This window comes from Kosakonia sp. CCTCC M2018092 (assembly GCF_003864115.1).
Classification (GTDB): domain Bacteria; phylum Pseudomonadota; class Gammaproteobacteria; order Enterobacterales; family Enterobacteriaceae; genus Kosakonia; species Kosakonia cowanii.
Window position 1 is genome coordinate 3,406,811 of the sequence record NZ_CP034225.1, and the last position, 26,006, is coordinate 3,432,816.

Below are 26,006 nucleotides of genomic sequence, written 5' to 3' on the forward strand. Positions count from 1 at the left end.
GCTTTTGTAGGCCGGATAAGCGAAGCGCCATCCGGCAAACGGGTTCACCGCGATTGCTTATTGCGATACGCCCTTGTAGGCCGGATAAGCGAAGCGCCATCCGGCAAACGGGTTCGGTGCGATAGTTTATTGCGATACGCCCTTGTAGGCCGGATAAGCGTCAGCGCCATCCGGCAAACGGGTTCGCCGCAATTGCTTGTTGCGATACGCCCTTGTAGGCCGGATAAGCGTCAGCGCCATCCGGCAATCAATGCCGCACCGGCCGACAAAACGGCTCGTGTTGCAAACTATTTATTCTTCGCTTCCAGCGTCGCAAACCACGGCGCGATAAAGTCCTGCGTCTGGCCCCAGCCGGGAATGATTTTGCCGAGCGACGCCACATTCACCGCGCCAGGCTGGCTGGCGAGCAGCGCCTGCGGAATGGCGGCGGCTTTAAAATCGTAGGTCGCAGGCGTCGGTTCACCGGCAATCTTATTGGCGATCAGGCGCACGTTGGTGGCCCCAATCAGCTTCGGATCTACCGCCACGCTCACCTTCCACGGGCTGCCCGCTTCGCGCATCAGTTGCAGATCCTGGTTCGAGACATCAATGCTGTAGAGCTTAATTTCGGTGCGGCCATTCTCTTTCAGCGCTTTATAGGCCCCCTGGCTGAAGGCATCCCAGGTGCCCCAGATGGCATCAATCTGCCCTTTCGGGTATTTCGCCAGCACCGCGCCCACTTTGTTGGCCGTGTCGCCCTGCACATCGGATGAAACAGCACCGATCGACTCCAGCTCTTTAATGCCCGGATTTGCTTTCAGCAGTTCCGTATAAGCCGCCTGGCGACGCTCCATCGGCGGGAAACCGGCGACCCATAGCTTGATAATGTTGGCTTTGCCGTTGAAATCTTTCACCAGCTCGCCGAAGGAGAGTTTGGTCAGCGAGGCATCATCCTGCTGCGTCACGGTAACGCCGGGAATTTCGCCCTTAACGGCGGTATCAAACACCGCCACTTTGATCCCGGCGGCGACCGCTTTTTTGATCAGATCCGTCGAGTAGGGATCGCGCCCCTGCGAAAGGATAATGCCGTCATACTTCTGGCTGATCGCCTGGTTAACGAAGTCCTGGAATTTGGCGTCATCACCGTTGCTCAAAAAGGTGCTGATCTTAAAGCCAAGTTTTTTACCCTGCTGCAAAGCACCGGCGACAAACTGGGTGGTGTTGTCATCAGAGCCGAGGTTGCGGATCAGCGCAATACGCACCGGGCCGTTATGGTTGGCGATGGCCTCCGGAACAGGCGCAGGTGTGGCGGCGTGTCCCGGCAGCGCGTTGAGTAATCCCAGCGCCAGCAGTGAAAGTGCAATTTTTTTCATCTCTGTTTCCCCTGAAAGTTAACGACGCTGGAAGTAAGTCAACGCAAGAGCACCGGCCAGCACCAGCCCCTTAATAATGTCCATCGCGTAATAGGGCACCGACAGCATCACCAGCCCGTTCGAGAGCACGCCGAGGATCACCGCCCCGACCAGCGTGCCGAGCGCGTTCGGTTTCCCCGAGCCCGCCAGCGAGAAGCCGATCCACGCCGCGGCAACCGCATCCATCAAATACCCGCCGCCCGCATTCACCTGCGAGGAGCCAATGCGCGAGGCGAGCAGAATCCCGCCAAGCCCCGCCAGCAGCGAGGCAATCACATACGCCGCCACTTTGTAGCGCGTAGTGCGAATGCCGGAGAGGCGCGCCGCTTCCGGATTACCGCCAATGGCGTACATCCGGCGGCCGTGGGTAGTCAGTGAGAGGCCCAGCTGCGCCACCACGGTGACCACCAGCATAATGATGACAATGGTCGGCACCTGACCGAGCAGCGAAAACGCCGCCGGAATGGTCCCTTCCGCCATATCACCGCTCGGCAGCACCATGTTTTCGGTAATCGATCCGCCGTAGCTGTAGGTCATCGCCACACCCTGAATAACAAACAGGCTGCCGAGCGTCGCCAGCATGTCGGGAATGCGCAGCACGACGATGAGAAAAGCGTTAAACAGGCCGACCAGCGTACAGAGCGCCAGCGTCACAAGGATCGCCTCCGTCGTGTCAAAGCCGTGCCAGACAAAGAGTGAGATCACCAGCGCGTTAGCCAATGAGGCGGTGGAACCGACGGAGAGATCAAACCCGCCAATGGTCAGCGAGATCGACACACCAACGGCAATCACCGTGACGATGGCGATCGAGCGCAGGATATTGATGATGTTATTGGGATCGAGGAAGTTGTCCGAGGCGATGCCAAAAATAGCCACCAGCGCCACCACGGTGAGCAACATGCCCCACTTATAAAGGAAATCGAAAAATTGCTGCCGCGGGGATGCCGCCGCACTGACTGAAAGGGCCTTACTCACGGGCCGTTCCTCCGGTGGAATAGTAAAGGAGTGTCTCTTCGCGGGCATCCTCGCCCTGCACTTCTGCCACAATGCGCCCATCCCACAGCACACAAATCCGGTCGCACAAACCCACCAGCTCGGCGAATTCACCCGACGCGTAAATCACGCCTTTGCCCTCGCGCGCCAGCCCGTCGATCAGCTGGAAGAGGTCGGTTTTCGCCTTCACATCAACGCCTTTGGTCGGCTCGTCAAAAATCACCACGTTCGCCTGGCCGCGCAGCCACTTGCCAATCGCCACCTTCTGCTGATTGCCGCCGGAGAGGCGGCGCAGCATCTGGCCTGGCCCACTGGCGCGCACGCCAACGCGGGCAATCACCTCTTGCGCCCAGCGCCAAGCCTGGTGATGGGCAAAGATCCCCCAGCGCGAAAAGGTGCGATCGGCGCTGACGGCGAGGTTCATGCTGACCGGTTCATCGATAAAGATCCCCTCTTTGCGCCGCTCTTCCGGCACCAGCGCCATGCCGCGCGTCACCGAATCAGCCGGATCGCGCGGACGCCATGGCTGATGGTTCAGTTCACCGCGCGTAACGCGGCTTTTGCTCGCGCCAAACAGGGCCTTGCTCAGCTCGGTTTTGCCCGCGCCCGCCAGGCCAGCGATGCCAAGAATTTCGCCTTTACGCAGCCGCAGCGAGATATCTTTCAGCAGCCCTTCGTCGTGCAGGCCATCAATGCTGAGCAGCAGTTCGTCGCTGTGCGGCGGGCGCGCGGGCGGGTAGATATCGCTCAGTTCATGGCCGAGCATCTTCTCCACAATCTCTTCGCCGCTGAGCGCCGTCATCGGCCCGGACTCGACCAGCCTGCCGTCACGCAGCACCGTCAGGGTGTCGCAAATCGCCTTCACCTCATGAATGCGATGGGAGATAAACACCACGCCGATCCCCTGCTGTTGCAGGCGTCTGACCACCGCAAACAGGCGCTCGCTCTCGTGCTGATCGAGCGGCGCGGTTGGCTCGTCGAGGATCAAAAAGCGGCAGTGGTGGGAGAGCGCCCGCGCCAGTAAGATGTGCTGTTTTTCCGCCAGCGTGCAGCTGTCGATGGCGCGGGTGACGTCAAACGCTACATCGAGCTGTGCCAGCGCGTCGCGCGCCTGGCGGCGGATCTCACCCCAGCGAAAGCGGTGCCCGCCCTCTGCCAGCTTATCCAGCATGATGTTCTCAGCGATGCTCAGCCCTGGCACCAGCGCAACGTCCACCTCCTGCTGCACGAGGTGAATGCCGAGCTGTTTCGCATCGCGCGGGGAGCGGATCGACACCACCTGATGGTTGATGGCGATCTCCCCTTCGTAATGGTCATAGGTGCCGCACAGCACCGCCATCAGGGTCGATTTGCCTGCGCCATTTGCGCCGGTTAAGGCATGGACTGAACCGCCCCGCAAGGTGAAGTCGACATTCGACAGTGCGTTGAAGCCGCCAAAGGCGAGGCGCATGCCACGCATTTCGAGGAGGTTGCTTCCCATAGCGCGTGAATACCTGCGATTAATAGATTGATTTAGCGAATTTTTCACAGCCTCGCTTGACTGGCAACGACAGAAAAGGCATAAGTTAAAGCGAAATAATATTAGCCATCCGGATGTCCAGACATAACATCGGGTTAGCGATTACACACAAGGACACCTCATATGAGCAGCACCGATATCCGCGTTGTACCCGGCCCCGCCAACTACTACTCCCATGCAGGCAGCCTTGCGCGGCTGGAGGATTTTTACTCCGCTGAGCAGCTTTCACGCGCGGTATGGATCTACGGCGAGCGCGCCTTTGCCGCTGCAAAACCGTTTCTGCCACAAGGGGTTAACGCGCCTGGCACCACGCATCTGCTGTTTAAAGGCCACTGCAGCGAGCGTGATGTAGCTGAGCTGGTTCAGCAGGCGGGTGCGGATCGCAGCGTGGTGATCGGCGTTGGCGGCGGCGCACTGCTGGATACAGCAAAAGCGGTGGCGCGCCGCCTCGGCTTGCCAGTGGTGGCGATCCCGACCATTGCCGCCACCTGTGCGGCGTGGACGCCGCTGTCGGTCTGGTATAACGACGCCGGTCAGGCGCTCCATTTTGAGATCTTCGATGACGCTAACTTTCTGGTGCTGGTCGAGCCGCAGATCATCCTTGATGCCCCGGTGGAGTATCTGCTGGCGGGCATCGGCGATACGCTGGCGAAGTGGTATGAAGCGGTGGTTCTGGCACCGCAGCCGGAAAACTTACCGCTGACGGTGCGCCTTGGTATTAACAACGCGCTGGCGATCCGCGATGTGTTGCTGGAGAGCAGTGAAGCGGCGCTGGCCGATCAACAGCGCGGGGAAGTAACGCAGGCGTTTCGCGATGTGGTGGATGCGATTATCGCCGGTGGCGGCATGGTAGGCGGGCTTGGCGAGCGCTATACCCGCGTGGCGGCGGCGCATGCGGTGCATAACGGGCTGACGGTGCTGCCGCAAACGGAGAAGTTCCTGCACGGCACGAAAGTCGCCTACGGCATTCTGGTGCAGAGCGCCCTGCTCGGCCAGGACGACGTGCTGGCGCAGCTTGTGGCTGCCTATCAGCGTTTCAACCTGCCGACTACGCTTGCGGAGCTGGAGGTGGATATCCATAACCGCGCCGAGCTGGATAAGGTGATCGCCCATACCCTGCGCCCGGTGGAGTCAATCCATGCTCTGCCGGTGGCTGTCACCGCCGACAAACTCTATGCGGCGTTTGAGAAGGTGGAGACCTTCACGCGGTAAATTATCCCGTAGGCCGGATAAGCGGTACGCGTCATCCGGCATTATCACCGATTGCCGGATGGCGGCGATGCCTTATCCGGCCTACAAAAACGGAACCCGCTGAAACGGCGTAGGCCGGATAAGCGCCAGCGCCATCCGGCATTATCACCACGGCACCGATTGCCGGATGGCGGCTTCGCCTTATCCGGCCTACAAAAGCGAGCCTACAGCGACACCAGCGTTGCTTTTTTTGCGATATGGCAGCGAGGGGGTTGTGTCCCCGCTGAAATCGGCGAACCGAAGCGTGAATGACAAGGTCTGGACGCCATGGATGGCGGACAGAGGCGAACCGAGACAGGGACAAAATTGCCGGGAGCAATTTTGAACAGCGCTTGCGCTGGCCCCGAAGGGGCGAGCCCCAGGGATGGGGCGAGTAAGTCGAGTCGAGCCGGCCGCAGTCAGGCACGCGGGAGGTGAGCGCAGTGCGCAGCACCGATTTCCTCGCGGGGCCGCGGGGATTGACAAGGGGAGCGCGGCCGCTTCCCTTGTCCCGTTCACCGCATAAAAGATTAATGAAACTCCCCAACGCATGGTGAACGGAACCCTTCCGCCAAAGCCATATGCCAGGCCCATTGCCGGATAAGCGTGTAACGCGCCATCCGGCAGGAGACAGCGTGAGAGAACTGACTCGCGGCAATTAGTTACTTAACTCCTGCAATAGCCGTGTATTGAGGTAGAGCTTTTCGCGACCCACGCTCATCTCCTCCAGCACGCCTATTTCTGCCAGTTGCTTAAGGTAGAGCGATGCAGTCTGGCGCTTAGCCACTTGCCCTTTTACGAGGTTATCTATCCGACAATAGGGCTGTGCAAAAAGTATTTGCATCAACTCATGGGTATAGATTTTTGGCAGTCGTTCACGCACAAATTGTGTTGTATCCACCATCAGTTGACGAATGATGGCGATTTTTTTCTTGGTCCAGCGCGCGGTGTTTTCTATCGCTTCCAGCATAAACAAGATCCACGCCTCCCACCGACCTTCGGCTGTCACGTCACGCAGGAGCGTGTAATAGTGATCGCGCCTTTCCAGGATAAACCGGGAGAGGTAAAGGATGGGCAGCGAGAGCAATTCACTCTGGATCAGGTACAAAATATTCAGGATTCGGCCTGTTCTGCCATTCCCGTCCGGAAAGGGGTGAATACACTCAAATTGGTAGTGTGAAATTGCCATTTTTATCAGCGGATCCAGGTCATCATCGGCATGGATGAAACGTTCCCAGTTCGCCAGCAGATCGCGAATAGCCGCTTCACCTACCGGCGGGGTATAAACCACTTCACTGTTCTGATCGCGCAATACCGTTCCCGGGGTTTTACGAATATCCGTTTGTACGCCGCGCAGCGTGGTGCAAATGGCGATCGCAGTGTTAGTACACAACGGGTAGCTGCTCAGGTAAGTAAAGCCATCGTGCAATGCAGTCCGGTAACGTAACGCCTCTTTTGTTGCGGGATCGGCGTTCTCGGCCTGATCGGCATACTGGAAGAGCTGATCGCTGGTGGTCACGATATTTTCGATGCGCGAGGAGTCCTTTGCCTCAAGTAGAGGAAGGAGGTTAATCAATAACCCTTGATCGGGAATTAACTCTCCTGCCGTATTCAACTCTGCCAGAGCGGCACGTGCAGTTATGCAGGCCTTAAGTATCTTGCGGGTTTCAATCTCCTCCACGTTGGGCGGCAGCATCGGTAAAGCGTTATAGGGTATGGTCGGATCCCAGCTCATACGTTTACAAAATCCATTTTTATCGACATATGCTGATAATATGTCGATGCGATCGACCTGTCACGATGACATGTTTAATAAATGTGGTTTTATCGACGTGTTTAACATTTTTGACGGCATATGTGCTTTCGCGCTATCCGGAAATGAAGCCGGGATCACATGCCGGATGGCATGTTGGATTAGTGGAATTATTCCGTTCACCAGGTGTTCTGGAGTTCCATTAATCTCATATGCGGTGAACGGCTGTAATACCGCATGTAAAAGCCAAAACGGTGTCGCTGGAACTGCGTTTTGGTAGGCCGGATAAGGCGAAGCCGCCATCCGGCAATCGGTGCCGCGGAATATGCCGGATGGCGGCTTCGCCTTATCCGGCCTACAAACCATCGGTATTTATTCCGTCGGCCATAGCCCCATCGCCATGCGGGCGATACCGAGCAGCGTTTCGCGGCTGGCGCCATCGCGCGCCTGGATCGACATCCCCTGCTGGATGCTGGTGTAAAGCCGGGTCAGGGCATCAATATCGGTATCGGCGGGCAGTTCGCCCTGCGCTTGTGCCTGCGCCAGACGCGCCTTCAGTAACGCCATCCCGCCGTTGCGCATAGCCTGCACGCGTTGACCGAGGCGATCGTTACCTTCGCTGGCGACCGCGGAGAGCGTCACCATGCAGCCGTGCGGCAGATCGCAGCGCGTCAGCATTTCGGCTGAGCGTTGAAGCCAGCTTGCGACAGCGCGTTTTGGCGACGGCTCCTGCTCCATATCGCCCCAAATCAGCGGCGCAACACACTGCTCGTAGTGCTGCAACACCTCATCGTAGAGATTCTCTTTACTGCCGAACGCCGCATAGAGGCTCGGCGACTTAATGCCCATCGCCTCATAGAGATCGCTCATCGAGGTGGCGGTATACCCCTTGCGCCAGAAGAGCAACATCGCCTTGTTCAGCGCTTCTGTTCGATCAAACTCGCGCGGTCTTCCCCGGCTCATCATCAGCTCCTCACATTTTGTGCTGATCGGTATATTAATAATATTGACGAATAGATGGAAGCCTGATTATTTTAATTATGTATCAATCGGCACATAACCCAGGAGTCATCATGTCATATTCACTGTCAGGTAAACGCGCGCTGGTCACTGGCGCAAGCCGGGGTCTCGGCAAAGCCATCGCTTTAACGCTGGCGCGCGCCGGGGCGGATGTCGCCATCACTTATGAAAAATCGGCACAGAAAGCCGAAGCGGTCGCCGAAGAGATCCGTGCGCTTGGGCGCAACGGCGTCGCTATTCAGGCCGACAGCGGCGATCCGCAGGCGGCGCAGGCCTCCGTTACACAGGCGGTTTCACAGCTGGGCGGGCTGGATATTCTGGTCAATAACGCTGGCATTGCGCGCGGCGGGCCGCTGGAGTCGATGTCGCAGGCGGATATCGACGCGCTGATTAACGTCAATATTCGCGGCGTGGTCTATACCACCCAGGCGGCGCTGGCACACCTGCCGGATGGCGCGCGCATCATTAACATCGGCAGTAACCTCTCCGACCAGGTGCCGTTTAAAGGCGTCACGATTTATTCCATGACCAAATCGGCGCTCAACTCCCTGACGCGCGGTCTGGCGCGGGATCTGGGCGCACGCGGCATCACGGTGAATATGGTGAAACCCGGCTCGACGGACAGCGATATGAACCCGGCAGATGGCGAGCAGGCAGACGAGCAGCGCAGTTTCACCGCGTTAGGCCACTACGGCGAGCCGCAGGATATTGCCGAAGCGGTGGCGTTTCTTGCCAGCCCGGCGGCGAAGCACATCACTGGTGCGGATATCGTGGTGGATGGCGGGACCAACGCCTGATAAGAGGTAAAAAAAAGCGGCACATTGTGCCGCCTTTTATTGTTAACAGCAGCGTGCGCCGCCTTTACCGCCGTAGCGCGCATCCTGGCGCTCACGGAAGAACTCCTCGTAGGTCATCGGCGTCTGGTCCGGATGAGTGACGCGCATATGCTCAACGTAGTTGTCATAATCCGGCACGCCAATCATCATCTTTGCCGCCTGGCCTAAGTATTTGCCCGCTTTTGAGAGCGTATCGAACATATCTGCTCCTTCGCTTAATGCGCGTTTTTGGCGCGCGCTACAACCTGATCAACGTTGTCCGGCATCGCTTCATACGGCGTCTCTTGCGCCGTCGGGTGATCCGCTTTCAGCGCCGCCAGCGCGGTCTTCAGCGAGTAGAAGGCGAGTACCACCACCACGACCATAAAGAAGAGCGTTAACCCGGCATCGAGACGGTTGTTAAACACCAGCTGCGCCAGTTGAGACTGGGTATACTGCGCCGGAATATTGCCGCTGTCGATCATCGCCTGGAACTTATTGGCAATCGCCAGGAAGCCCACTTTGTTATCCGGGCTGAAGGTTTTCTGCCAGCCAGCGGTCAGCGTACAGACCAGCAGCCAGGCCGTTGGCACTAACGCTACCCACGCATAGCGCTGGCGCTTCATCTTAAACAGCACCACCGCGCAGAGCATCAGCGCCATGCCTGCCAGCATCTGGTTGGCGATGCCAAACAGTGGCCACAACGTATTGATACCGCCCAGCGGATCGACCACACCCTGATGCAGGAAGTAGCCCCACGCCAGCACGCAGAGCGCGGTAGCAAGCAGGTTAGCGGGCAGCGATTCGGTGCGTTTCAGCGTCGGGGAGATAACCCCCAACAGATCCTGCAACATAAAGCGCGCCGCGCGGGTTCCGGCATCCACCGCCGTCAGAATAAACAGCGCCTCAAACAGAATCGCAAAGTGATACCAGAAGGAGACATCCATCAGGCCACCGAGCGCGCCGTGCAGAATATAGGCCATGCCGACCGCCAGCGTCGGTGCCCCGCCCGCCCGCGAGATGATCGACTGCTCGCCCACTTCATCGGCAATCTGCCGCAGCGCATCCGGCGTAATGGTAAAGCCCCAGTTGCTCACCACCTGCGCCGCAGACGCGACCACATCGGTGGTGCCCGCCGGGGCCAGCACCGCCATCGGGCTGTTCATCGCAAAGTAGACGCCCGGATCGATAATGCACGCCGAGACCAGCGCCATGATCGCCACAAATGACTCCATCAACATGCCGCCGTAGCCGATAAAGCAGGCCTGCCCTTCGCTGGCGAGCATCTTCGGTGTAGTGCCGGAGGAAATCAGCGCATGGAAGCCGGAGACCGCACCGCAGGCGATGGTGATAAAGAGGAACGGGAAGAGATTACCGGTCCATACCGGGCCGGTACCATCGACAAATTTAGTCAGCGCGGGCATCGTCAGCGTCGGGCGCATAATCAGAATGCCAATCGCCAGGCCAATAATGGTGCCGATTTTCAGGAAGGTGGAGAGGTAGTCGCGCGGGGCCAGCAGCAACCACACCGGCAGCACCGAGGCGACAAAACCGTAACCGACCAGCATCCAGGTGAGCTGCACGCCGGTGAAATCAAACCACGGTGCCCAGGTCGGGCTTTCCGCGACCCAGCCGCCGGAGATAATAGCGAATACCAGCAGCACCAGGCCAATCACTGACACCTCGCCAATGCGCCCCGGGCGCAGATAGCGAATATAGATGCCCATAAACACCGCCAGCGGGATGGTGAACGCCACGGTATAGGTGCCCCACGGGCTGTGGGTCAGCGCTTTAACGACAATCATCGCCAGCACCGCGAGGATAATCACCATGATCATAAAGGTCGCCACCAGCGCGATCACGCCGACGGTCGGCCCCATCTCTGCCTTCACCATCTCGCCAAGGGAGCGCCCGTCGCGGCGGGTGGAGATAAAGAGCACCATAAAATCCTGCACCGCACCGGCTAACACCACGCCTGCGAGGATCCAGATCATGCCGGGCAGATAACCCATCTGCGCCGCCAGCACCGGGCCAACCAGCGGGCCTGCGCCAGCAATCGCCGCAAAATGGTGACCGAACAGCACTTTTTTGTCTGTCGGCACATAGTCGAGGCCGTCGTTGTAGCGCACCGCCGGGGTCATGCGCGTCGGGTCAACCTGCAGCACATTTTTGGCGATATAGAGACCATAAAAACGGTAAGCAATGAGGTAAATACAGACGGCTGCGACCACGATCCAGAGTGCGTTGATCGGTTCGCCGCGATTCAGAGCGATATAGCCGAGGGCAAACGCGCCAACAAGCGAGAGCGCGCCCCAAACAAGGTATTTCCCTGGGTTGTTCATAGCGGTTATCCGTTTGAGAGACAGAGAGATGTTACATTTTGTTTCTATATCAACTCAAAGAACTTAACAACTTTGAAACACAGGAAAGGCGGCCTGCCGCACGGCATTTGGCTGATTGTGTTAACGGGATCGCAAGAATGCCCTCCTGAGCCGGAGGGCGAAGGGTTAGCCAAGCACTGCGGTGCTGAGGCGACAGGTTGCGCAGCGCCGCCCCTGCTCATCAAACACCACGATCTCCCAGCTCTGATTCTGGCGGCCAAGATGCAGCGGCTGGCAAACGCCGCGCACTTTACCGTGCGCCACCGCGCGGTGATGGGTGGCGTTCAGCTCGGTGCCGACCACACACTGCCCGTCGCTGGTCATCATAAAACCGGCCATCGAACCGAGCGTTTCCGCCAGCGCCGCCGATGCGCCGCCGTGCAGCAGGCCAAACGGCTGATGCGTGCGGCTATCAACCGGCATCTCCGCTTCGAGAAAATCATCCCCGATGCGGGTATAGGTAATCGCCAGATGTTCGATCAGGGTGTTATCGCTGGTGGCATTCAGCGCCTCCAGCGTTAAGTGACGTTTCCAGATCATCAGGCCCCCAGCGTCGAGCCGCCATCCACCACGATATCCTGCAATGTGATGTGGCTGGCGAGATCGGAGGCGAGGAACAAAATGGTGTTCGCCACCTCCTGCGGACGGGCGATTTTCCCCAGTGGAATACCGAGTTTAAACTGCTCGCCGAAGCCGCGAATGCGCTGCTGCTCCGCATCGTCGCTCACCCACAGTGTGCGCTGCATATCGGTATCCGTCGAACCGGGCGAGACGATATTGCAGCGCACATGGCTGGCGGCCAGTTCAAGACCGACGGTCAGAGCGAGGCTTTTCAGCGCCGCTTTCGAGGCGCCATAAGCGCTCATGCCGATACGCGGCGTGTGTGCGGCGTCAGAGCAGACGGTGACAATCGCCCCGCGCTGCTGGCGGCGAAAGTGCGCCATCGTCTGGCGAAAGAGGTTAAAGGCACCGCCGACGTTGACGGCGAACGTCTGCTGCCACTCCTTGTCAGAGAGTGCATCCGTTGCGCCCATATGCAGCACGCCTGCGGCATTGACCAGCACATCCAGCGGCGCGTTGTTTGAAAGCAGGCGCTCGCAGACGGCGGCGACCTGCGCGGCGTCGGCGATATCCAGCGTTTCGCAGGCAAACGGATAGTGCTCGCCGTTAAAGGCGAGATCGAAGCCGGTCACCTGCGCGCCCGCCTCGACGAAGGCGAGCGCAGTGGCATAGCCGATCCCCTTCCCTGCCCCGCTCACCCAGACACTGCGCCCGCTGAAATCGAGGCTCGCCATCACTGCACCCCGCGCGCGAGCAGCGCCCACCAGGCATCAATGGTCGGGTTTTTCGCCAGCATGACAAAATCAACATCGCCATGCACTTTGCGCCAGCGGGCGGCGAGCGCCATAATGCGCACCGAGTCGAGGCCGTAATCAATCAGGTTTTCGTCATCCAGCGGCTCGTCAGATTCATCCAGCAGCGGCAGGATGATTTCACGCAGCGCCGCTTTGCTTGCCGGTAGCGGCAGCAACTCTTGCGTCAGCACCACGCGACCGGAACGCCCGGCGACATAGTTGAGCGACATTAAGTGCTCTTCGCGGCTGAAATCCGCCAGCGCGTCGGCCACCATAAATGGCTTGATATCGCGCATAAAGGCGTCGGTGGCGGTGGTCATACAGCCGATATGGGAATAGACACCGGTGATCAGCAGCTGGTTGCGGCCGGTCTCTTTCAGCATCTGCTCCAGCGGCGAGCGGTGAAAGGCGCTGTAGCGCCACTTCACCAGCACGGTGTCGGCCTCGTCCGGTGCCAGTTCGCTGACGATCTGCTGCTGCTCCGGCGAGCGGGTTAAACCCGGCCCCCACATATCGTTCAGCAGCGCGCGATCTTCATCGCTCTGCTCTTTCGGCTGCGCGGTATAGTAGACCGGAATATTGTGCTGCTTGCAGAAGTGACGCAGCGCGGCGATGTTCGCCACCACCTGATGCATCATCGGACAGTTATCGCCCCAGAAATTAACAAAATAGTCCTGCATATCATGGATCAACAGCGCCGCACGGGCGGGCTCAAACGACCAGTTCACTTTGTTTTCCGGGATATCAGCCGCTGCGGGCAGCGCGTAGCCCTGTAGTTTTGGGATTGCCATCTTCTCTCCTTTACGCCGGGGTGCGTTGTGCTAACCACTGGCGTAACTGTTTCTTGTCAACTTTTCCTACCGGCGTCAGCGGCAGCACTTCAAGGCACTCGACGCGATCCGGCAACTTAAATTCCGCCACGCCCTGCTCGCGCAAGAAGCGGCGGATCGCCACCGCGCGCAGCGGGGTTTTCACCACCAGATACGCGCAGCTCTTCTCGCCGAGCAGGCTGTCCTCCATGCTCACAAGCGCAGCGTGGATCACTGCGTCATGGCGCAGCAGCAGATTTTCGATCTCCTCGGCGGCAATCTTCTCGCCGCCGCGGTTGATCTGATCTTTTTCCCGCCCCTGCACGGTGATGTAGCCCTGCTCATCAATGGCGATGAGATCGCCCGAGCAGTAAAAACCCTCAGCATCAAAAGCGCTGGCGTTGTGTTGCGGGCTGTTGAAGTAGCCGCGGAACGTATACGGCCCGCGCGTCATCAGGCGTCCGGTCTGGCCTGCGGGCAGCGGGTTGCCGTTCTCATCGGCGACCCACACTTCATCATCCGGCGACATCGGCCGCCCCTGGGTGTTGATGATGCGCTCCAGCGGATCGTCGAGCCGGGTGTAGTTCACCAGCCCTTCGGCCATGCCAAACACCTGCTGGAGCTGACAGCCGATCTCCGCCGGAATACGCGCCGCCAGCGTCGCTGAGAGCCGTGCACCGCCCACCTGAAGCAATTTCAACGACGCCAGCTGGGCATTGCTGCCCCACTCGGCAATCGCCTGCAACCAGAGGCTGACCGCCGGGGGCACCAGCGCGGTGACATTAATCTGATGTTTTTCAATCAGCGGGAAACAGAGCGTGGCGCTGGGATCGCTCGCCAGCACCACACACCCGCCAGCCAGGAAGACGCCGAGCGCGCCGGGCGAACTTAATGGGTAGTTGTGCGCCGCCGGTAAGGCGCAGAGGTAGCGGGTTTGCGCCGTGAAATGGCAAATCTCATTACTGCGCACAATGCTGTAGAGGTAGTCATTGTGCGTGCGCGGGATCAGCTTCGGCGTGCCGGTGCTGCCGCCGGAGAGCTGGAAGAAGGCCACTTCATCTGCCGGAGTTGGCACAGCGGTAAAGTTATCTGCCGGGCGGGCAATCGCCTGCTCCAGCGACTCGCCGCGCAGCAAAATAGCGCGCAGCGACGGCTGATCGTTTTTCAACGCGCTGAGGAAAGCGTCATCGGCAAACAGCCCGTGGGCGCGATCGGCAATCAGCAGCGCGGGTTTGATCTGCGCCGCATAAGCGTTGAGCTCGCTGCGCTGATGGCTGAAGAGCGCATTCACCGGCGCAACGCCAATTTTCAGCAGAGCGAAAAAGGTGATGTAAAACTCGGCGACATTGCCCAGTTGCACCAGCGCGGTATCGCCGCGCGTAATGCCCATCGACTGTAATGCGCAGGCGAGGTTGTCCGAGGCGACATGCAGCTGGCGGTAGCTTAACTCGCGATCGCCGTCGATCACCGCAACGGCTTCGCTGGCAGAATGGCGGGCCAGAATGTCGCTCAGCGGCAGATCCTGCCAGTAGCCCTTTTCACGGTAACGACGGGCAAACTCTTGCGGCCAGCGGCTAAAAGGAATGGTCACTGTGGCTCCTTAATGCAAACCAAAGGCGTTCAGCATGGTGGTCAGTTTGACGCCGGTTTCGCGCCATTCAGCGAGCGGCGACGAAGCGGGGACAATCCCGGCTCCGGCAAACAGGCGCACGTTGTTGTCGCGGATGCGCGCGCAGCGGATGGTAACCACCCACTCGCCGTTTCCTTCCGCATCGCACCAGCCGACAATGCCGCCGAAGAGTTCGCGGTTAAACGGCTCAAGCTCGGCGATAATTTTCTTCGCAATCTGGTGCGGGAAGCCGCTCAGCGCGGGCGTCGGATGGAGCAGGCAGGCTAGCGTCAGGGCGTTTTCACCCTCTTTTGCCGTGCCCTCAATCGGCGTTGCCAGGTGCCACAGCGTCGGCGTGTTCACCAGCTGCGGCGACGACGGCAGGGTCAACATGCGGCTGCGCGGTTGCAGCACTTTTTTCATCGCCTGGGTCACCAGTTCGTGTTCATGGCGATCTTTTTCAGAGGCCAGCAGTTTGTTGCCCGCTTCGCGATCGAGCATGTCATCAGGCTGGCGGCGGGCCGAACCGGCCAGCGGCAGCGAACTAAAGTGGTCGCCCTCTTTACGCAGCAGCAACTCCGGGCTTGCGCCCAGCAGCGCGCCGCCATCGGGCAGCGGAACGTGGAAGTTGAAGCTGGCGGGGTTCTGCGCAATTAAGCGCTCAAGCAGCACACCGCTGTCGACCGGGCGGTCTGTTGCGATCTCAATCAGACGTGAGAGCACCACTTTGTCCACTTCCGGCGTCGCGGTACGCGCGGAGGCATTCGCCACCATTGCCATAAACAGATCCTGCTCCGGCACCGCTGTCTGCGTCTTCACATTCGGCATCGCGCCGCTGTTGAAGTAGCGCGCAGCGCGCTGTTTTTCCGGGCGGGAGAAGCTCTGCCAGCGTTGAGGGATAAAGAGCGCCGAAGGCTGCGTGGTATCAAACGGGATAGCGCCGACCATAATCGGCCGGGCGATGCCCTGCCCTTTGGCATCGGCAAACGCCTGCGCCAGTTTTTGCTGGAAGGCGCTGTCTGGCGCATCGCCCCCCGCTGCCGGCTCTGAGAAACGCGCAACACACCCCGACGTGGTGAAACTGCGGTACGGCGACATAAAGAAAAATTGATCGGCGGCCAGTGTCGTTGCAGACAGCTGGATCTCTTCAGCCAATGACGTATCCATATCATCCTCCGGCAATGATAAATGTATTAAGAATGATTATCATTTTTGTTTGGTGCAGTAAGATAAAAAGTTATTGCCGGTGATGTCAACAGCAGAATCTCCTCTCGCACTGCCACAACTTGCATCCATGACGCGCAACGATGAAAATGAGAAGCATTAACTTCAACAGAAACAGGACTCACGTTGTGAATTTTCTTAGCTGGTGTCGTAAACACGCTCTTTTAGTGGGCGTTTTCGTTTTAGGACTTAACTCAGCCTGCGCCGCCGACTGGCCGCGCCAGGTGACCGATAGCCGCGGCGTGCATCAGCTTGCCAGCGCACCGCAGCGCATTGTTTCCACGAGCGTTACCCTCACCGGCTCGCTGCTGGCGATTGATGCGCCGGTGGTCGCCAGCGGCGCAACGACGCCAAATAACCGTTTTGCCGACGATCAGGGCTTTTTGCGCCAGTGGGGCGACATTGCCAAACAGCGCAACGTCGCGCGTCTCTACATCGGCGAAGCCAATGCCGAAGCGGTTGCCGCGCAGATGCCGGATCTGATTTTGATCAGCGCTACCGGCGGCGACTCCGCGCTGGCACTCTACGATCAGCTCTCGACCATCGCGCCGACGCTAATCATCAATTACGACGATAAGAGCTGGCAGGCGCTGCTTACCCAGCTTGGCGAGATCACCGGCCACGAGAAGCAGGCCGCCGCGCGCATCACTGAATTCAACCAGCAGTTGGCGGCGGCAAAAACGCGCATGAAACTGCCGCCGCAGCCGGTCAGCGCGCTGGTTTATACGCCTGCGGCGCACAGCGCAAACCTCTGGACCGGCGACTCCGCGCAGGGCCAGTTAATGCAGCAGCTCGGGTTTACTCTCGCGCCGCTGCCGGCGGGCATTCAGGCGAGCCAGAGCCAGGGTAAGCGCCATGACATCGTGCAACTCGGCGGTGAAAACCTGGCCGCCGGGCTGAATGGCGAAGCGCTGTTCCTCTTCGCAGGCGATCAAAAAGAGGCCGATGCTCTGAGCGCTAACCCGCTGCTGGCGCATCTTCCCGCGGTAAGTAATAAGCGGGTTTATGCGCTGGGTGCCGAGACCTTCCGGCTTGATTACTACAGCGCAACCCGCGTGTTGCAGCGCTTGTCTGCGCTGTTTGGTTGAAGGGTTGGCGCAAGCCTGATTGCCGGATGGCGCTGACGCTTATCCGGCCTACGAAATCCTCACCATTGCCGGATGGCGCTGACGCTTATCCGGCCAACAAAAATCCTCGGCATTGCCGGATAAGGGTCGTGACTTATCCGGCCTGTGAAGGCATCCCGTTTGCAGTCAAGGGGTGATCAGATCGCCGTAACGCTGAGGCTCCGGTGACGCTAACGCCACCGGAGAATTTTATGCGCCGGACTGAACCTGTCGGAAACGGCGCAGCTCGCCGAGTATAAGAACCAGTACTAAGCCAACAATCGCTAACGCCAGCCCGCTGAAGCTCGCCGAGGCAGCGGGCGTCAGCATCGATCCCATTGCGCCCAACAGCGCCGCGCCGATGGCGTCGCCGGTGACGTTTTGCGCCGTCCATAAGCCGTTAATGCGCCCGAGCATCGCTTCCGGGGTCTGGGTTTGCAGCAGGGTGTATTGCAGCAGCGAACTCACCGCCGTCAGCCAGCCACAGAGCGCCAGAAAGAGCACGCCGAGCGGCCAGACGGGCATCAGGCTAAAGAGCGCAATGGCAATAAACGCGCCGACGCTGGTCAGCAACATAATGATGCCGGGCCGCTCGCTGTGCGCCAGCCTGCCGCTGGTCAATGCGCCGATGGCCGCACCGAACGGCAGTGCGGCGTAAAGCACACCAATTTCCGCCGCCGACATCTGCCAGTTCATCGCCAGCGCCGGGTAGAGCACGCGCACGGCGCTGGCCATCGTCAGCAGGCCGCCGAGCAGCGCAATGCCGCCAACTAACGGGTTACGCAACAGAAAGTGAAGCGCGGTAGCAAGGGATTTAAGCGGATGTTCGCGCGGTTGCGGCGGCGGCGGAAGCGCGGGCAGCGTCAGCAGCGGCAACAGGGTGATAAAGGTGCCCGCCGCCGCCAGACCGTAGTTCCACGCCACGCCGCCGGAGGCCAGCAACAGGCCGCCAACCATCGGCGAAATCACCGAACCGATGCGCACGGTAAGCATGGTGATCGCCCCCGCCTGCATCAGGTTTTCCCGCCCAACCAGCGCAGGCGTTGCCGCCAACAAAGCAGTCACACCGAGCGCGCCGAAAAAGCCATCCCACACGCCAAGCAGATAGATCGCCGACAGCAGCGGCGCGGGTAACAGTGCATTGAGAAAGAGGCCGATAAAGCCGATACCGCAGGTGGATCGCGCCAGCAGAATCAGCTTTTTACGTTCAAAGCGATCCGCCAGCACACCGCCGAGCATCAGGCCGACAAACATCGCGCCGCCGGTCAGCGTGACCGCGAGCCCGACCTGCCAGCTGGAGTGGGTCATCGCCTGGATCTGCACCGGCACTGCCACGCCCAGCAAGCCCAGCGATAAGATTGAGATAAAACGCGCGAGGAAAACGGCGCGATAAGCCGGATGTGTACGCAGCAGGCTGAGATTCAGCAGCCAGGAGTGTTGCTTCATTACAAGACCTTGTATTCCATACTTTCTGTGTCCAATCTCAGGCTGCGCATGGTAACATAACAAAACGGGATCGATAACGATAATTACTATCATTATCAAAATTGGGATTTTTATGTCGTTTTCTGCTTCCCCGGCGCGCGTATTGGTTCTCGTCGGGCTATTGATACTGCTTATATTTGCTGCGGCACTGAGCCTGTTTATTGGCGCAAAACCGATGCCTGCCGCGGTCATCTCCGACGCCCTCTTTGGCGCTTGTCACAGCGCAGATTGCACCATCATTCGCGATGCGCGCCTGCCGCGCACGCTGGCAGGCTTACTCGCTGGCGGCGCGCTTGGCCTTGCCGGTGCGCTGATGCAAACCCTGACGCGCAACCCGCTGGCCGATCCGGGTCTTTTAGGCGTCAATGCGGGCGCCAGTTTCGCCATTGTGCTCGGCGCTGCGCTGCTGGGCGCGGCCACGCCAACGGAGCAGCTGCTGTTCGCCTTTTGCGGCGCATTCGCCGCCTCGCTGCTGGTGGCGTTTACCGGCAGCCAGGGCGGCGGCCAGCTTAGCCCGGTGCGCTTAACACTTGCGGGCGTGGCGCTCACCGCCGTGCTCGATGGTCTCTCCAGCGGTATTTCGCTGCTCAATGCTGATGTCTACGATCAGCTGCGTTTCTGGCAGGCTGGTTCCCTTGATATTCGCACGCTGGCAACCCTGCGCGTGGTGCTGATCCCGGTGCTGCTGGCAGCGGGCGTGGCGTTACTGCTGAGCCGCGCGCTTAACAGCCTGAGCCTCGGCAGCGACACGGCGACGGCGCTTGGCAGCAAAGTGGCACGCACCCAGCTGCTGGGTCTGCTGGCGATAACCGTGCTCTGCGGCAGCGCCACGGCGGTCGTCGGGCCAATTGCCTTTATCGGCCTGATGATGCCCCACCTCGCGCGCGGGCTGGTCGGAGCCGATCACCGCTGGTCGCTCCCCGTAACGCTAATTGCCACCCCTGCTCTGCTGCTGTTTGCCGATATCATTGGCCGCGTGATTGTGCCGGGCGAGCTGCGCGTCTCGGTGGTGAGCGCCTTTATCGGCGCGCCGATGCTGATCCTGCTGGTGCGCCGCGCGCGCGGAGGCGGCTTATGATCGCCCCCTCCCGCCGTTTAGTGGCCAGCTGCCTGCTGATGGTTGTCGCCGCCCTGCTGCTCGCAGCCTGGGGGTTGCGCAGCGGTACGGTGATGCTCACCTTTACACAGGTTTTCGACGCGCTAAGCGGTACTGCGCCGCGCGCAATGCAGCTGGTGGTGATGGAGTGGCGCTTGCCGCGAGTGTTAATGGCGATGGTGGTTGGCGCGGCGCTTGGCGTCAGCGGCGCGATTTTCCAGTCCCTGATGCGTAACCCGCTCGGCAGCCCGGATGTCATGGGCTTTAATACCGGTGCGTGGAGCGGCGTGCTGGTGGCGATGGTGCTGTTTGGTCAGCATCTGACGGCGATTGCGCTGGCGGCGATGGCGGGCGGCATCCTTACCTCGCTGGTGGTGTGGCTACTGGCCTGGCGCAACGGCATTGAAACCTTCCGCCTGATTATCGTCGGCATTGGCGTACGCGCGATGCTGGTAGCCTTTAACACCTGGCTGTTGCTGAAAGCGTCTCTTGAAACGGCGCTCTCCGCCGGGTTGTGGAACGCCGGATCGCTTAATGGCCTGACGTGGGCAAAAACGCTGCCGTCGGTACCGATTATGCTGGCGATGTTTGTCTGCGCTGCGTTACTGGCGCGGCGCATGCGGCTGCTGGAAATGGGCGACGACAGCGCCTGCGCGCTGGGCGTTAACGTTGAGCGCTCGCGTTTGCTGCTGATGCTGGTGGCAGTGGCGCTGACCGCAGCGGCCACGGCGCTTGCTGGCCCCATCTCCTTTATCGCGCTGGTGGCACCGCATATTGCCCGCCGCCTGAGCGGTACGGCGCGCTGGGGGTTAACCCAGTCCGCGCTCTGCGGCGCGCTGCTATTGCTACTGGCGGATATGATCGCCCAGCGCGGCTTTACGCCTTACCAGCTACCGGTTGGCGTGGTCACCGTCAGCCTCGGCGGTATTTACCTTATCGCCTTGTTAATTCAGGAGTCCCGCAAGAAATGAGCGCCTTATCACCCCGTTTGCGCGGCGAAGCGTTAACCCTTGGCTATGGCAAAAAAGTGATTGCCGAGCAGTTGAGCGTTGCCATTCCTGATGGTCATTTCACCGCCATCATCGGCCCGAATGGCTGCGGGAAGTCGACCCTTTTACGCACCCTTAGCCGCCTGATGACTCCCACCGAAGGGCATGTCTACCTTGATGGCGAGCAGATCCAGCGTTTTGCCAGCAAAGAGGTGGCGCGCCGCATTGGTCTGCTGGCGCAAAACGCCACCACGCCTGGCGATATTACGGTGCAGGAGCTGGTAGCGCGCGGGCGTTACCCCCATCAGCCGCTCTTTACCCGCTGGCGCAAAGAGGATGACGAGGCGGTGAAGCGGGCGATGAAAGCCACCGGTGTGGAGAGCCTGGCGCAGCAGAGTGTCGATACGCTCTCCGGCGGCCAGCGCCAGCGGGCGTGGATCGCCATGGTGCTGGCGCAGGAGACGGCGATTATGCTGCTTGATGAGCCAACCACCTGGCTTGATATCAGTTATCAAATCGATCTGCTGGAGCTGCTCAGCGAGCTGAACCGCGAGCAGGGGTATACGCTGGCGGCGGTGCTGCATGATTTGAATCAGGCATGCCGTTACGCCACCCATTTGATTGCATTGCGCGACGGGAAGATTGTGGCGCAGGGTGCGCCGAAAGAGATCGTCACCGCCGGGTTGATCGAGGAGGTGTATGGGCTGCGCTGCATGATCATTGACGATCCGGTGGCGCATACACCATTGGTAGTGCCGCTGGGGCGCAGCGGTTGAACGTTGTTGGCAAATCCCATTGCCGGATAAACGTTTACGCGCCATCCGGCATGATCCCCCCAGAAAACAGAGCCACTGAAACCGCGTAGGCCGGATAAGCGTCAGCGCCATCCGGCATTTTCCCCGCCACACCAATTGCCGGATGGCGGCTGCGCCTTATCCGGCCTACAAAAACGTGCTTTCAGCGACACCGGTGCGGTTTTTATCTGCGATATGGCAGCGAGGGGGTTGTGTCCCCGCTGAAATCGGCGAACCGAAGCGTGAATGACAAGGTCTGGACGCCATGGATGGCGGACAGAGGCGAACCGAGACAGGGACTCGTTCCAGAATGGAACGAGTAAGTCGAGTCGAGCCGGCCGCAGTCAGGCTCGCGGGAGGTGAGCGCAGTGCGCAGCACCGATTTCCTCGCGGGGCCGCGGGGATTGACAAGGGCTTCCCTTGTCCCGTTCACCGCATAAGAGATTAATGAAACTCCCCAATCTCTGGTGAACGGAACCATTCCACCGAGGTAATCCCATCGCCGGGTGGCGCGTTAAACGCTTATCCGGCCTACAACATTTTTACTTCTCTAATAACTCCCTCAAAACCGGCCCTATCTGCCCAAACGCCTGCGGGGAGATGATATCGACATGGGCGCAATCCTGGCGGTATACCGCCAGCTCACGCACCCAGGGTGCCCAGGCGCGTTGCGGGTCGGTGCCCGGCGGCAGGGTGCGCTCGGCGACAAACAGCGTGGCTTTACCATCAAACGGCACGCTGTGCGCAGTGGTCAGCAAGCGCACAGCATCGGCGTAGTTCCCCTCAATCTGCGAGAAAAGTTCACTGGAAGCCTGCCCCTGCTGCGCGGCGAGAAACGCCTGCCGCTCGCGCTCAATCTCCGCCAGCACGGCAGGATCGAGCCCGTTGGCTTCTTTTTCCGCCCAGTTTTGCGTCTCCGGCGGCCAGGTATCGAGCAGCCCGAGGAAGGCCACCTCTTCACCGCGCTGTCGTAGCCGCGCCGCGATGCCGTGCGCCAGCGTCCCGCCAAGGGAGTAACCGAACAGGTAGTAAGGCCCGTGCGGCTGCTGCGCCAGCAGCGTCGCTAACTGTCGTTCGCAGGCCTCATCCAGCGTTGCCGCCTGTTGCAACGGGCCATCCGGACGCGGAGACTGAATGCCAGTAATCGACCAGCGCGGCGCGAGATAGCGCGCCAGCACGCTGAACTGCCAGGCAAAACCGGAGGCCGGATGGAAGCAGAAAAGCGTCGGCCCCGCGCTTTCGCGCAGCGGCAGCACCGCTTCCAGCCCGAGCCGCCCGGCCTGCTCGTTTGAGAGCGGCTGTTCCAGCAACGCCGCAAGTTTCTCCACCGTCGGCGCGACCATAATCTGCCCCGGCGTCACCTGGCGGTCAAACTCGCGGCTCAGCTGTGCGGCAAGCCGCATCGCCAGCAGCGAGTGGCCGCCCAGGGCGAAGAAATCCGCCTGCGCATCATTCACTTCACATCCCAGCAGCGCGGCAAAAGCCTGCGCCACCTGCGTTTCCATCCCGGCATTGAGCGGGCGACCGCCCTGCTCTGCTTGTAACGCGGGCAGCGGCAGCGCTTTGCGATCGAGCTTACCGTTGGCGCTGAGCGGCAGCGTGCTCACCTGCATTAACAGCACCGGCACCATATGCGCCGGTAACTGCGCGCGCAGCTGCTCCAGCAGTGCAGCCATATCCAGTTGCTGACCAGAAGAAGAGACGAGGTAGCCAACCAGCTGGCGGGCATCGCCGCCGCTCGCCGCCGCCTGGTTAAAGACGCAGGCATGGGCCACCGCCTGAGCGATATCCGGCAGCGCCAGCATCGCCCGGTCAATCTCGCCAAGCTCAATGCGCTGACCGCGAATTTTTAGCTGATCGTCGCTGCGCCCCAGATACTCTACCGCGCCATTCTCCAGCCAGCGGGCAACATCCCCGGTGCGGTACATGCGCTCGCCCGGCGCAAAGGGATCGGCAATAAAGCGGCTGGCGGTCAGATCCGGGCGGCCAAGATAGCCCTGCGCCAGCTGAATGCCGGTGAGATAGAGATCGCCCGCCACGCCGAACGGCACCGGGCGCATCATCGCATCCAGAATGCGCAGCCCCGTGTTCCATACCGGGTAACCAATCGGCACGCTGTTGCCACGCACCTGCGCCAGCGTCTCGCCATAGGCAGGGTAGAAGCTGACATCCACCGCCGCTTCCGTCGGGCCATAGAGGTTATGCAGCGCCACGCCGGTTAAGGCTTCCCACTCGCGGCAGAGGTCGGCAGGCAGCGCTTCGCCACTACAGAAAACCTGCTTCAGCGTGCGGCAGCTCTGCTGCGCGCTTTCCGGCGTCAGCGAGGCAACAAAGGCCGCCAGCATCGACGGTACAAAGTGGGTCGTCGTCACACCCGCTTCAGCAAAGAAGGCTTGTAACGCCTGCGGATCGCGGTGCGCCTCCGGCTCGGCCATCACCAGGCTGGCTCCGGCAATAAACGGCCACCAGAACTCCCACACCGAGACATCAAAACTGCACGGCGTTTTTTGCGCCACCACATCGTCAGCGCTAAGCGGATAAGCCGCCTGCATCCACAACAGGCGGTTGACGATGGCGGTGTGCCCGACCATCACCCCTTTTGGTCGCCCGGTGGAGCCGGAGGTGAAGATGATATAAGCCGTCTGCTCCGGGCGGGCGAGATTAAGCGGCTCAGCGCCGCTGCTCTCCAGCGGCGCGTCGTAGCAGAAGTGCGCCAGCCCAGGAATATCGGCGAAGCGCGCATGCTGATCGTCGGTGGTGATCAACAGGCGCGGGCGGGCATCCTCCAGCATCATGCGCAGGCGATCGTCGGGGTAGCCGGTATCGAGCGGCAGCCAGGCGGCGCCCGCTTCAACAATGCCATGCAGCGCGAGCGTCAGGAAAACCGAGCGCGGCAGCGCGACCGCCACACTGTCGCCGGGCTGCACGCCCAGCGCGCGTAGCTGGTTCGCCAGCGCCACTACCTGCTCGCGCATCTCCCGGTAGCTGAAGCGCCAGCGGGCATCGGATAGCGCCGGGGCATCGGGCGTTTTCGCCGCCTGCTGTGCCACCAGTTCGCTCAGGGTTGCCCCCGGCAGCGACACGGCGGTGGCGTTGATCTGCGAAAGTTGTTCCGCCTCTTTCGCGGTTAAGAGTTCCGCATCGCCACAGCGCAGCGCCGCGTTGTCGGCAAACTGCTGCAACAGCTGGGCAAGGCGCGCAACGTGGGTGTTGAGCGTCGCCTCGTCATAGCGGCTGCGGTTCGCCAGCACCTCCAGCGACAGCCCGCCCGTTTCATCAGGGAAGATCGCGATCTCCAGATCGTTCACTGGCCCGGTGGCTAAGGTGTGGGTAATGCCCTGGATGCCGTCAAGATCGAGCTGGTAATCAAACAGTTTGACGTTCAGCACCGGGCCGAACAGCGGCTCACTCCCCGCCGCGCGCCCGGCGTCGCGAACAATCTGCTCTGCGTCGTAACGCTGGTGGCGGCGCATCGCTTTTAACGTTCGGGCAAGCGCGTTTGCCAGCTCCGGCAGCGTTTGCGTGCCATCAAGATGGATGCCCATCGGCAGGACGTTAAGCACCGGGCCGGTGGCGGTGAGCGCGGCCGATCCCATGCGGCGCATAAAGATAAAACCGGCGGCATAATCGGTGCGTCCGCACAGCCGACCCAGCCAGAGCGCGACTAACGCCAGCGCCAGATCGGCAGGCGTCGTGTCTGCCATCGCCTGGCTCAGGCGGCGAAAGGCTGCGCGCTCCATCGCCACATTGAGGCGCAGAATATCGGTGGTTGCCGCGCGCCCCGGCAGCGGCTCGCTGGAGAGCGACACCGGTGGCGGAAGCACGCGCCGCTGCTCTGCCCAGAAAGCGGCATCGCGCGTAAAGGCATCGCTACCCTGATAGCGTTGATACTCTTCTACGACCTCGGCAAAAGGGGTAAACGGCGAAGCGGGCGTCGGCTCGCCGCGTCGCCATGCGGTATAAATGGCGGCAATCTGGCGGGTAATAGCGGGGAAACTGAAGCCATCAACCAGCAAGTGGTGATAACGCTGATACCAGTACCAGCGCCGCTCGCCGACGCGCATCAACTGGTGGTGCACCAGCGGTTTGCCGCTCTCCACGCGCAGGTTTTGCGCCAGATCGGCCTGCATTAGCGCCAGCGCGGCGCTGTGTGCATCATCCTGCTGGCGCAGGTCGGCAATCGCGGGCGCGGGGAAGGTCATCATCTCATCGACTGACTGCCATACCTCGCCGTTATCTTCAGTAAAACCCATGCGCAGCGTGTCGGCCTGCATCAGGCCGGTGATAATCGCCTCGCTAAGCTGTGCGGCATCGATATCACCCTCAAGCTCAACATAGTGCGCCACGCTCCAGGCATTGGGCAGCGAGGAGAGTTTTTCTGCCATCCAGATCCCCGGCTGGGCGGCGACCAGCGGTAAACGTTCGCTCATCTTCCGC

General features: G+C 60.5%; 20 protein-coding genes. 6 read left to right on the top strand and 14 right to left on the bottom strand.

Translation table 11 applies throughout. From position 1 onward, the window contains the following. Positions 1-287: 287 nt before the first annotated feature. From EH164_RS16280 to EH164_RS16290, 3 genes are read right to left on the bottom strand one after another with little or no spacing between them, the layout of a single operon-like run. Positions 288-1,352: a sugar ABC transporter substrate-binding protein gene (locus EH164_RS16280; RefSeq protein ID WP_124969230.1), complete on the bottom strand. Its 1,065-nt coding sequence runs from the start codon at positions 1,350-1,352 to the stop codon at positions 288-290. A gap of 18 nt (positions 1,353-1,370) precedes the next feature. Next, on the bottom strand, positions 1,371-2,366 hold the full coding sequence (locus tag EH164_RS16285; RefSeq protein WP_023479978.1) for an ABC transporter permease: 996 nt from the start codon (positions 2,364-2,366) through the stop codon (positions 1,371-1,373). After that, positions 2,359-3,864, bottom strand: a complete 1,506-nt coding sequence (locus EH164_RS16290; RefSeq protein ID WP_124969232.1) for a sugar ABC transporter ATP-binding protein — start codon at positions 3,862-3,864, stop codon at positions 2,359-2,361. The genes EH164_RS16285 and EH164_RS16290 overlap by 8 nt, the downstream gene beginning before the upstream one ends. A gap of 162 nt (positions 3,865-4,026) precedes the next feature. Here EH164_RS16290 and EH164_RS16295 point away from each other — a divergent pair, with 162 nt between their 5' ends. Continuing rightward, positions 4,027-5,115 (top strand): oxidoreductase, encoded by a 1,089-nt coding sequence (locus EH164_RS16295; protein ID WP_124969234.1) that lies wholly within the window; start codon positions 4,027-4,029, stop codon positions 5,113-5,115. A gap of 676 nt (positions 5,116-5,791) precedes the next feature. Here the strand turns inward: EH164_RS16295 and fic are convergent. Then, positions 5,792-6,868 (bottom strand): protein adenylyltransferase Fic, encoded by a 1,077-nt coding sequence (gene fic / locus EH164_RS16300; RefSeq protein WP_124969236.1) that lies wholly within the window; start codon positions 6,866-6,868, stop codon positions 5,792-5,794. A 390-nt stretch (positions 6,869-7,258) separates the two neighbouring features. Further along, positions 7,259-7,852 (bottom strand): TetR/AcrR family transcriptional regulator, encoded by a 594-nt coding sequence (locus tag EH164_RS16305; protein ID WP_241174970.1) that lies wholly within the window; start codon positions 7,850-7,852, stop codon positions 7,259-7,261. A gap of 107 nt (positions 7,853-7,959) precedes the next feature. Between EH164_RS16305 and EH164_RS16310 the strand changes: the two genes are divergently transcribed. Further along, positions 7,960-8,703: an SDR family NAD(P)-dependent oxidoreductase gene (locus EH164_RS16310; RefSeq protein ID WP_124969238.1), complete on the top strand. Its 744-nt coding sequence runs from the start codon at positions 7,960-7,962 to the stop codon at positions 8,701-8,703. 42 nt (positions 8,704-8,745) lie between these two features. On the opposite strand, the gene EH164_RS16315 is transcribed toward EH164_RS16310, so the two are convergent. The 7 genes from EH164_RS16315 to entC form a co-directional block, all read right to left on the bottom strand. After that, entirely contained in the window at positions 8,746-8,943 is a 198-nt protein-coding gene (locus EH164_RS16315; RefSeq protein WP_000460621.1) for a YbdD/YjiX family protein, read from the bottom strand. Between the two features lie 14 nt (positions 8,944-8,957). Further along, on the bottom strand, positions 8,958-11,063 hold the full coding sequence (gene cstA / locus EH164_RS16320; RefSeq protein ID WP_023479259.1) for a pyruvate/proton symporter CstA: 2,106 nt from the start codon (positions 11,061-11,063) through the stop codon (positions 8,958-8,960). Positions 11,064-11,228: 165 nt separating this feature from the next. Next, complete coding sequence (entH, locus tag EH164_RS16325) at positions 11,229-11,642, bottom strand: proofreading thioesterase EntH (protein ID WP_124969240.1); 414 nt, start codon at positions 11,640-11,642, stop codon at positions 11,229-11,231. Further along, positions 11,642-12,397: a 2,3-dihydro-2,3-dihydroxybenzoate dehydrogenase EntA gene (gene entA / locus EH164_RS16330; protein ID WP_124969242.1), complete on the bottom strand. Its 756-nt coding sequence runs from the start codon at positions 12,395-12,397 to the stop codon at positions 11,642-11,644. The genes entH and entA overlap by 1 nt, the downstream gene beginning before the upstream one ends. Continuing rightward, complete coding sequence (locus tag EH164_RS16335; RefSeq protein ID WP_124969244.1) at positions 12,397-13,248, bottom strand: isochorismatase; 852 nt, start codon at positions 13,246-13,248, stop codon at positions 12,397-12,399. Before EH164_RS16335 ends, entA begins: the two co-directional genes overlap by 1 nt. A gap of 10 nt (positions 13,249-13,258) precedes the next feature. Then, the gene (gene entE, locus EH164_RS16340; protein ID WP_124969246.1) at positions 13,259-14,857 is read right to left on the bottom strand and encodes a (2,3-dihydroxybenzoyl)adenylate synthase EntE; all 1,599 of its coding nucleotides are present in this window, start codon (positions 14,855-14,857) and stop codon (positions 13,259-13,261) included. A gap of 9 nt (positions 14,858-14,866) precedes the next feature. Continuing rightward, a complete protein-coding gene (gene entC, locus EH164_RS16345; RefSeq protein ID WP_124969248.1) occupies positions 14,867-16,042 on the bottom strand; it encodes an isochorismate synthase EntC in 1,176 nt (391 codons plus the stop codon). 224 nt (positions 16,043-16,266) lie between these two features. Between entC and fepB the strand changes: the two genes are divergently transcribed. Beyond that, positions 16,267-17,187: a Fe2+-enterobactin ABC transporter substrate-binding protein gene (fepB, locus tag EH164_RS16350; RefSeq protein ID WP_370277285.1), complete on the top strand. Its 921-nt coding sequence runs from the start codon at positions 16,267-16,269 to the stop codon at positions 17,185-17,187. A gap of 228 nt (positions 17,188-17,415) precedes the next feature. On the opposite strand, the gene entS is transcribed toward fepB, so the two are convergent. Beyond that, positions 17,416-18,651: an enterobactin transporter EntS gene (gene entS, locus EH164_RS16355; RefSeq protein ID WP_124969252.1), complete on the bottom strand. Its 1,236-nt coding sequence runs from the start codon at positions 18,649-18,651 to the stop codon at positions 17,416-17,418. Between the two features lie 112 nt (positions 18,652-18,763). On the opposite strand from entS, the gene fepD reads away from it, so the two are divergent. The 3 genes from fepD to fepC are packed head-to-tail and all read left to right on the top strand — an operon-like array spanning position 18,764 to position 21,551. After that, the gene (gene fepD / locus EH164_RS16360; RefSeq protein WP_124969254.1) at positions 18,764-19,768 is read left to right on the top strand and encodes a Fe(3+)-siderophore ABC transporter permease; all 1,005 of its coding nucleotides are present in this window, start codon (positions 18,764-18,766) and stop codon (positions 19,766-19,768) included. Continuing rightward, positions 19,765-20,757 carry an iron-enterobactin ABC transporter permease gene (gene fepG, locus EH164_RS16365; RefSeq protein ID WP_124969256.1) on the top strand — a complete coding sequence of 331 codons (993 nt, stop codon included), beginning with the start codon at positions 19,765-19,767 and terminating at the stop codon, positions 20,755-20,757. The genes fepD and fepG overlap by 4 nt, the downstream gene beginning before the upstream one ends. Further along, positions 20,754-21,551 carry an iron-enterobactin ABC transporter ATP-binding protein gene (gene fepC / locus EH164_RS16370; RefSeq protein WP_124969258.1) on the top strand — a complete coding sequence of 266 codons (798 nt, stop codon included), beginning with the start codon at positions 20,754-20,756 and terminating at the stop codon, positions 21,549-21,551. The genes fepG and fepC overlap by 4 nt, the downstream gene beginning before the upstream one ends. A gap of 560 nt (positions 21,552-22,111) precedes the next feature. Here fepC and entF read toward each other — a convergent pair. Further along, entirely contained in the window at positions 22,112-25,999 is a 3,888-nt protein-coding gene (entF, locus tag EH164_RS16375; RefSeq protein WP_124969260.1) for an enterobactin non-ribosomal peptide synthetase EntF, read from the bottom strand. Between the last annotated feature and the right edge of the window lie 7 nt (positions 26,000-26,006).

What these genes read in the sequence shown, in the direction of transcription:
- EH164_RS16280 (WP_124969230.1), bottom strand. Translation starts at nt 1,352, where the DNA reads ATGAAAAAAATTGCACTTTCACTGCTGGCGCTGGGATTACTCAACGCG.
- EH164_RS16290 (WP_124969232.1), bottom strand. Translation starts at nt 3,864, where the DNA reads ATGGGAAGCAACCTCCTCGAAATGCGTGGCATGCGCCTCGCCTTTGGC.
- EH164_RS16295 (WP_124969234.1), top strand. Translation starts at nt 4,027, where the DNA reads ATGAGCAGCACCGATATCCGCGTTGTACCCGGCCCCGCCAACTACTAC.
- fic (WP_124969236.1), bottom strand. Translation starts at nt 6,868, where the DNA reads ATGAGCTGGGATCCGACCATACCCTATAACGCTTTACCGATGCTGCCG.
- EH164_RS16305 (WP_241174970.1), bottom strand. Translation starts at nt 7,852, where the DNA reads ATGATGAGCCGGGGAAGACCGCGCGAGTTTGATCGAACAGAAGCGCTG.
- EH164_RS16310 (WP_124969238.1), top strand. Translation starts at nt 7,960, where the DNA reads ATGTCATATTCACTGTCAGGTAAACGCGCGCTGGTCACTGGCGCAAGC.
- EH164_RS16315 (WP_000460621.1), bottom strand. Translation starts at nt 8,943, where the DNA reads ATGTTCGATACGCTCTCAAAAGCGGGCAAATACTTAGGCCAGGCGGCA.
- cstA (WP_023479259.1), bottom strand. Translation starts at nt 11,063, where the DNA reads ATGAACAACCCAGGGAAATACCTTGTTTGGGGCGCGCTCTCGCTTGTT.
- entH (WP_124969240.1), bottom strand. Translation starts at nt 11,642, where the DNA reads ATGATCTGGAAACGTCACTTAACGCTGGAGGCGCTGAATGCCACCAGC.
- entA (WP_124969242.1), bottom strand. Translation starts at nt 12,397, where the DNA reads ATGGCGAGCCTCGATTTCAGCGGGCGCAGTGTCTGGGTGAGCGGGGCA.
- EH164_RS16335 (WP_124969244.1), bottom strand. Translation starts at nt 13,248, where the DNA reads ATGGCAATCCCAAAACTACAGGGCTACGCGCTGCCCGCAGCGGCTGAT.
- entC (WP_124969248.1), bottom strand. Translation starts at nt 16,042, where the DNA reads ATGGATACGTCATTGGCTGAAGAGATCCAGCTGTCTGCAACGACACTG.
- entS (WP_124969252.1), bottom strand. Translation starts at nt 18,651, where the DNA reads ATGAAGCAACACTCCTGGCTGCTGAATCTCAGCCTGCTGCGTACACAT.
- fepD (WP_124969254.1), top strand. Translation starts at nt 18,764, where the DNA reads ATGTCGTTTTCTGCTTCCCCGGCGCGCGTATTGGTTCTCGTCGGGCTA.
- fepG (WP_124969256.1), top strand. Translation starts at nt 19,765, where the DNA reads ATGATCGCCCCCTCCCGCCGTTTAGTGGCCAGCTGCCTGCTGATGGTT.
- fepC (WP_124969258.1), top strand. Translation starts at nt 20,754, where the DNA reads ATGAGCGCCTTATCACCCCGTTTGCGCGGCGAAGCGTTAACCCTTGGC.
- entF (WP_124969260.1), bottom strand. Translation starts at nt 25,999, where the DNA reads ATGAGCGAACGTTTACCGCTGGTCGCCGCCCAGCCGGGGATCTGGATG.